This is a genomic window from Nostoc sp. (assembly GCF_041747015.1).
GTDB lineage: Bacteria > Cyanobacteriota > Cyanobacteriia > Cyanobacteriales > Nostocaceae > Nostoc.
Map to the genome: position 1 here is coordinate 19,982 of NZ_JBGTFY010000400.1, position 7,703 is coordinate 27,684.

At 40.9% G+C, this 7,703-nt stretch carries 6 protein-coding genes; 3 read left to right on the forward strand and 3 right to left on the reverse strand.

Going from position 1 to position 7,703, the window contains the following annotated elements; genetic code table 11:
* The first annotated feature begins 496 nt into the window (after nt 1-496).
* Nucleotides 497-4,162, forward strand: coding sequence for a magnesium chelatase subunit H (bchH, locus tag ACEW80_RS31445; protein WP_373530370.1), 3,666 nt, complete (start codon nt 497-499; stop codon nt 4,160-4,162).
* Between the two features lie 85 nt (nt 4,163-4,247).
* Here bchH and ACEW80_RS31450 read toward each other — a convergent pair whose 3' ends face one another.
* Entirely contained in the window at nt 4,248-4,442 is a 195-nt protein-coding gene (locus ACEW80_RS31450) for a hypothetical protein (RefSeq protein ID WP_373530371.1), read from the reverse strand.
* 372 nt (nt 4,443-4,814) lie between these two features.
* On the opposite strand from ACEW80_RS31450, the gene ACEW80_RS31455 reads away from it, so the two are divergent.
* Nucleotides 4,815-5,036 (forward strand): type II toxin-antitoxin system HicB family antitoxin, encoded by a 222-nt coding sequence (locus ACEW80_RS31455; protein WP_373530372.1) that lies wholly within the window; start codon nt 4,815-4,817, stop codon nt 5,034-5,036.
* Nucleotides 5,036-5,221: a type II toxin-antitoxin system HicA family toxin gene (locus ACEW80_RS31460; RefSeq protein WP_373530373.1), complete on the forward strand. Its 186-nt coding sequence runs from the start codon at nt 5,036-5,038 to the stop codon at nt 5,219-5,221. Before ACEW80_RS31455 ends, ACEW80_RS31460 begins: the two co-directional genes overlap by 1 nt.
* 207 nt (nt 5,222-5,428) lie before the next feature.
* Here the strand turns inward: ACEW80_RS31460 and ACEW80_RS31465 are convergent, their stop codons facing one another.
* On the reverse strand, nt 5,429-6,655 hold the full coding sequence (locus ACEW80_RS31465) for a hypothetical protein (protein WP_373530374.1): 1,227 nt from the start codon (nt 6,653-6,655) through the stop codon (nt 5,429-5,431).
* A 343-nt stretch (nt 6,656-6,998) separates the two neighbouring features.
* Complete coding sequence (locus ACEW80_RS31470; protein ID WP_373530375.1) at nt 6,999-7,499, reverse strand: hypothetical protein; 501 nt, start codon at nt 7,497-7,499, stop codon at nt 6,999-7,001.
* Nucleotides 7,500-7,703 lie beyond the last annotated feature (204 nt).

Sequence of the window (7,703 nt, forward strand, 5' to 3'; positions counted from 1 at the left end):
TTTTTACACTAGTTCAAAACTCTTTCAATTATAGAGACAAAATTTTGTTAATAATTTTTTTGAATTACTTCTTGAGAATGTCCACATTATTTTAAGCATTAATACCCTGGTAGACAAAATAACTTTTTGGGTGAACCTGAACAGCAAATTTTCTGTGGTAAAATCCATTAATTCAAAGGTATATTGTCACCAAAAACATAACCATTATAATTTATCAAAATCGGGAATAACCCGTTGATTTTCGCAATAAATTGAAATGCAGCAATTGCCTCCATTATTTAGATAATAACGCTGACAAATCTACTTAGTACACTGTGGCGGAAGTTTACAGACCTTTAACCAGTTGCTCAATCAATTGTCTAGTTAATTGAGATGGTAGCCGGATTTACGCCCTACCTCAAGGAACTACTGACCGAAATCTGTGGGTAGATATTTAACAATCAGTCTGTGAGCCGGTTTAAAATTTAAGTAAAGAAATATTTCGTAGCTTACAGGCATGAAACGCATCGTCTTAGTTGCTGGGTTTGAATCGTTCAACGCTGACTTGTACAGAAAAGCAGCTTTTTTGGCTAACTCTCGCTGTCCTGAGTTGGATATTCGGGTATTTAGCGATCGCGATCTTACCAGTAAAGGTACTGAGGTAGAAGCAGCACTTCATGACGCTGATGTGTTTTTTGGCAGCTTACTATTTGATTATGACCAGGTTGTGTGGCTGCGCGATCGCATTGCCCAAATTCCCATCCGCCTGGTGTTTGAGTCAGCCTTGGAATTGATGAGTTTAACCAAGCTGGGTATCTTTGTCATTGGCGACAACCCCAAAGGAATGCCCAAACCAGTTAAATTCATCCTCGACAAATTTAGCAACGGACGCGAAGAAGACAAACTCGCTGGTTATATCAGCTTCTTAAAAATTGGCCCCAAACTGCTGAAATACGTGCCAGTGCAAAAAGTCCAAGACTTACGTAACTGGTTAATTATCTATGGTTACTGGAATGCTGGCGGCACAGAAAACGTCGCTTCATTATTCTCGATACTAGCAGAAAAATACTTGGGTTTAAAAGTCGGCGACATTCCCCCGCTAGTTGAAACTCCCAACATCGGATTACTCCATCCCGACTATCCAGGGTTTTTTGAATCGCCCCGCGACTATTTAGAATGGCATAAAACCAATTGTAGAGACGCGATGAATCGCGTCTTCCCTAATCGCGTCTCCCCAGTTATCGGAATTCTCCTCTACCGTAAACACGTCATCACCAAACAACCCTACATTCCCCAACTAATTCGCAGTTTTGAATCAGCTGGGTTAACTCCTTTGCCCATATTTATCAACGGCGTGGAAGGACACGTAGCGGTACGAGATTTGATGACCACCGATTATGAAATTCAGCAACGACAACTAGGGAACATAGAGACTCCCTCACTATCTAATGAAGCAGTAAAAGTAGATGCGATCGTTTCTACAATTGGCTTTCCTCTGGTGGGCGGACCTGCGGGTTCAATGGAAGCTGGGCGTCAAGTGGAAGTAGCAAAGCGCATTCTCACTGCCAAGAATGTACCTTATATTGTTGCTGCACCACTGCTAATTCAAGATATTTCCTCGTGGACACGTCAAGGTGTCGGCGGATTGCAAAGTGTGGTGTTGTACGCATTACCAGAATTGGATGGGGCTATTGATACCGTTCCCCTCGGTGGTTTGGTAGGCGAAAATATTTATCTGGTTCCCGAACGGGTGCAGCGATTAATTGGTAGGGTGAAAACTTGGGTGGCTTTGCGGCAAAAACCTGCTTCAGAACGCAAGATTGCCATTATTTTATATGGGTTTCCCCCAGGTTATGGTGCTGTAGGCACAGCTGCATTATTAAATGTGCCGCGTAGTTTGCTGAAGTTTCTCCACGCACTCAAAGACCAAGGTTACACCGTCGGAGATTTACCGGAAGATGGGGAAGAATTAATTCGCTGGGTGAAAGAGGCGGATGAATCTTTAAATAATGCGGAAAATATCCCTGCATCTGTCAACGTCCGCACATTAGAAAAATGGTTGGGATATCTGCAAACCTCGCGCATTGAAAAACAATGGAAATCTCTCACGGGAACTGGTATTAAAACATCCGGCGACGAATTCCAGATTGGTGGTGTACAATTAGGAAATGTGTGGATAGGTGTACAGCCGCCTTTGGGGATACAAGGCGACCCCATGCGCTTAATGTTTGAACGAGATTTAACGCCCCATCCGCAATATGCTGCTTATTATAAATGGGTGCAAAATGAGTTTCAAGCTGATGCTATAGTTCACTTTGGGATGCATGGGACGGTGGAATGGTTGCCTGGTTCTCCTTTAGGTAATACAGGTTATTCTTGGTCAGATATTCTGTTAGGAAATTTGCCTAATCTATATATATATGCGGCGAATAATCCTTCGGAATCGATGTTAGCAAAACGTCGAGGTTATGGTGTCTTAATTTCTCACAATGTACCCCCTTATGGTCGTGCAGGTTTATATAAAGAGTTGGTGACATTACGTGATTTAATCTCGGAGTATCGTGAAGATCCACAAAAAAATTATGTGCTTAAGGAAGCTATTTGTAAAAAAATTGTGGACTCTGGTTTAGATGCAGATTGTCCGTTTGCAGATGCTAAAAACTTGGGGATTGCGTTTACTCCCGAAAATGTTCGGTTGTTTAGCGCTCATGCTTTTGATGATTATTTGGTGGAGTTATATGAATATTTGCAAGTTTTAGAAAATCGTCTATTTTCTTCTGGGTTGCATACTTTGGGGGAAGCACCTAATGAAGAAGAATTGGCTTCATATTTAGAGGCTTATTTTGGGGAGGAAAATGAACCGCGTAGAGAGGAGAAAAAGCTAATTACAGATTTGTTGATGCAATCTACGGATGAGTTAACGAATTTGTTAAGGGGGTTGAATGGGGAGTATATTCCGCCTGCGCCAGGTGGTGATTTGTTACGGGATGGTGCTGGTGTGTTACCAACTGGGAGGAATATTCATGCTTTAGATCCTTATCGGATGCCTTCACCTGCGGCATACCAACGAGGACGAGAAATTGCTCAAAAAATTATCGCCCAACATTTGGATGAATGTGGGAGATATCCCGAAACTGTGGCGGTAATGCTCTGGGGATTAGATGCAATTAAAACTAAGGGTGAATCTCTTGGTATTCTTTTGGAATTGGTGGGGGCTGAACCTGTTAAGGAAGGAACTGGCAGAGTTGTTCGTTATGAATTGAAGCCGTTGGCAGAGGTTGGACATCCCCGCATTGATGTGTTGGGTAATTTGTCTGGGATTTTTCGGGATAGTTTTGTAAATATTATCGAATTGTTGGATGATTTATTTCAACGGGCGGCTGATGCTGATGAATCGGAAGATCAGAATTTTATTAGAAGACACGCTTTAGCTTTAAAAGCTCAAGGTGTGGAAAATGTATCGGCAAGATTGTTTTCTAATCCGGCGGGTGATTTTGGTTCTTTGGTGAATGATAGAGTGGTTGATGGAAATTGGGAATCTGGTGAGGAGTTAGGCAATACTTGGCAAAGTCGCAACGTTTTTAGCTACGGGAGAGAAGATAAAGGTCAAGCTAGACCGGAAGTGTTGAATACTCTTTTGAAAACTAGCGATCGCATTGTTCAAGAAATTGATTCTGTAGAGTATGGTTTAACTGATATTCAAGAATATTACGCTAATACCGGCGGTTTGAAAAGGGCAGCAGAAAAACAAAGCAGTAAGAAAGTTACAACCAGCTTTGTGGAAAGTTTCTCGAAAGATACTACACCCCGTAATTTAGATGATTTGCTGCGAATGGAGTACCGCACTAAGTTGGTAAATCCCAAATGGGCGCAAGCAATGGCAAATCAAGGTTCTGGTGGTGCTTTTGAAATTTCTCAACGGATGACGGCGTTAATTGGTTGGGGTGGTACTGCGGATTTTACTGATGATTGGGTTTATGATCAAGCCGCAGATACTTATGCGTTAGATGCAGAGATGGCGGATAAGTTACGCAAGGCAAATCCTGAAGCTTTTCGTAATATTTTAGGGAGAATGTTAGAAGCACATGGGCGGGGTTTCTGGCAAGCCGATGCAGATAAGTTGGATAAATTGCGTCAATTATATGAGTTAGCAGATGAAGAGTTAGAAGGTGTCACAGTTTAATAAATATATGCGTTAAAGTTTATTAACGCATCACTGTTAAGATCACTAACTGCTATTAAGGTTATTGTGTCTTGAGATAATTAAACTAGAACTCTGGCATTTGCCACTCTTCAGCTTCAGCATGAGCCATGTTACCGTTCTGCTGAAGATGCCGATTCGCCTGTGCATCTATTTTATCTGATTCACAAACCCTTCTTAATATTGAATCAGTAAGTTCTAAGCAATCTTTTGGATTACCAGCTAACTTGTCTGTTAAATCAACCAGTGTAATTTTTTGCATTCTAATCCTTTTGAATTTGTAACAACGTAAAACTCGTGTTTAGCTGTCAAGCATGGTACTTTTTATCACAACACAGCTAAATAATTGTAACTATATAAGTAAGATAGCGTCAAATGCGAAATAGGGCTAAACTCCAGCGAAATTAAGTAAAAACGCCAGAAAATAGCCCTTTTTGTTAAGTTTTAACGTTGTAGCGCTCTAAATCGTCATAGAGCTATGCACAACTTGCTAAGTACCAATTAGCAAATTATGTAATTTAATTACAAATTCAACTACTATAGTATTCAGATTTGAATACGCTGTCAACACTTATTCAAAAAGTCAATATATAAATTAAACTTAAAACAAAGAGACTAATGATTAATAAAAGCTATGGAAAACTCTTTTACTGCTGTATTTGAAAAGATAGATGATTGGTATATCGGCTACGTTCAGGAGTTCCCCGGTGCTAATGTCCAAGAGAGGACGCTGGAAGAAGCGAGAGAAAGTCTGCTGGAAGCGATAGAGTTGATTCTAATATCAAATCGGGAACTCGCAGAGCAACAACTCTCTGGTAAAGATGTCGTCCGTGAACAAATTACTATCAAATTCTAGTGAAAAGACGTGAATTAATTCGCCATTTAGAAAAAAATGGCTGTCTGTTTCTTCGGGAGGGTGGAAGGCATACGATTTATTACAATCTATCAAACAACAGAACCTCAGCAGTTCCAAGACACACTGAGATTGTTGATATTCTAGCTGTCAAGATTTGCAAAGATTTAGAAATTCCTCCAGCCTAGCAACGGATACAGCACTTCCGGCGGCTATGAGGTACATCCTCAAAGCTGAAAGCTATGACAGGAGAGGGGCAAAAGGAAAATTGTATTGCATAATAGCCGGAAGCGCTGTATATTCCAATACAGTTCAGTTAAAGCCACGAAGTGGAATTTTCAAAAATAGAATAACTGTAGAGGAATTTTTAGAAGCTTTGGAGAATTAAATTTATATTATGAGTGTTGTTGTTTTTTGAACACTGACAACAGCAAACACATAAGTCCCATTACTACCAGTGACACTGAAGAAGCTGACTCTGGGACAGACTGAGAGTTTGGCACAGGGTAATAATCTCCATCACCTTGAATGACGCTAAGTGATGGCAAAAGTCGCTCGATGTAGTTAGATATATCAGTGTCATTAATATTAACACTTCTAGAAGAGATAAGCCGATTAAACGTCTCGGTACTTGATACATCAAAATCTTCTGTTAACACCAGAAAATCTTGACCTATTCTACCTATGAGGGAGTCAATCAGATTGTTAACATCAGTCTTGATCCCTTGCGAAGATAATTCTAAACCGTTAGTATTGTTGTCACTATCTACTAACCACTTGCCATTACCTACGATTTGATTTCCACTGGTAAAAACCCAGTTACCATTACCAATAATTGTGTTATTACTACCGAAATCCCAGTTGCCATTTCCAATAGTTGCGTTGTCACTACCGAAGTGCCAATTACCATTACCTAATGTTGCGTTGTTACTTCCGTTGTCCCAATACCAGTTACCGTTACCAAGGGTTGTGTTATCCTTTCCGAATAGCCAGTTGCCATTACCTATAGTTGCGTTCTCATTATTAAAGTTCCAGTTTCCGTTGCCAATGGTTGCGCTGTTAGTGCCATAATTGAAGTTAAGATTACCGATAGTTGCGTTGTCGCTACCAAAGTTCTTGTTGCCATTACCAACGGGTGCGTTGCCCTCATTAAAAGTTGGACTAGCAGCATTTGATGTATTGCCACCGTTACTAAAGGGTATATTGTTACCAAGGACTTCTCTCAAAGGATCGAAAGGCGATCGCTGAAGCAAGCTTTCAGCATCTAGAATAGGAATACCATTGCCAGCAAAGGGATTAGTACCGCCATCTACAATAGGACTACCGTTGCCAGCAAAGGGATTAGTACCTGCTGCCAATGCGTTGTCAGTATCCTTGAAAAAATTTTCACCTAGAATTAACTTTAAGCGAGTAAAGATTAATTGCTGAAGCTGACTGCCACCATCGCCAGCAAACGGGTTGATACCGCCACCTGGAATGGATCTGCCACTTGTCAACAGACTACCTTCACTATATGGACTGTCATTGGTAGCAATGGAACTACCGCTATACAGGTTGGTACTGCCACCTGTACTAAAGGTGTTAATCTCACCATTAATTGAATCGATAGTAGATGCTTCCATTAACGCTAATTGTCCTATTTTTAATTAAAAATTTTTAAGGCTTCAGTACTTGTTATCTAAAGTGTTAGTTCGCTTAACCTAAAATCTTTCTGAATAAAAGCTTTAATGATCTTCACTGTCAAACTGGCAGAAAATATTGGCTAAAGTCATTACTAGTAAAGAGTTTGAAAGAGGAAAATAGTAAACTAGTACAATTAGGCAGAAGGCACATCACCGATAAGGAATGATTTTCATTTTTATCGAAGTGTATGTTTATCTGCGCCAAGCTATACTAGCATACTATGTACTGAAGAACTCATCATTGTTCCTCTATATTTATCTGGTGATTTTCGCAAGGATTCAACTAAGCGAACGGGTTTCCACCACCACCAAATGAAGGCATTCCACCACCACCACCAAATGATGGCATTCCACTACCATCACCAAATGATGGCATTCCACCACCACCAAATGACGGCATTCCGCCACCACCAAATGATGGGATTTCGGTATTATCAGGTTCCTCGTTAAGCCTTGAGTTAATTAGGCTATCAATACTAACTCTCAAAGCGAACCCATCCGGTATTTCAGTTGTGCTGATATTACTGCCCTGGCTGCCACCACCAGTCAAAGGATCGGTGGGATTACCTTGGTTACTACCGCCCGTAGATAGCGCGGATGGATTTACACCACCTGCAAAGATATTCCAAAAGTTGTCGCCAGCAAAAGGATTACCATTATAGGGTAATTCAGCCCCACTAGCCCCACTATTACCACCGCCACCGAATGGACTACCGCCACCTTCTCCACCACCAACGCCACTGAATAAATTGGAGAGGTCTTCATCACTCAGAACTTCGCTCAAGCGACCGAAGGGTGAATTTCTTAACGGATTGTCCCCACTAGGAGAGGAGTTACCGCTACCACTATCAATACTGTTCGGTTAAGGGGAGATAGGAGGTGAAGTCAAAGATGTTTTGTTCGCGTATGTATTACGAGAACAAGAAAAGCGAAAAAAGTTGCTTGTACCTTACTATTGGCACGCTCAAAAAACTTAATTGTTAATTGA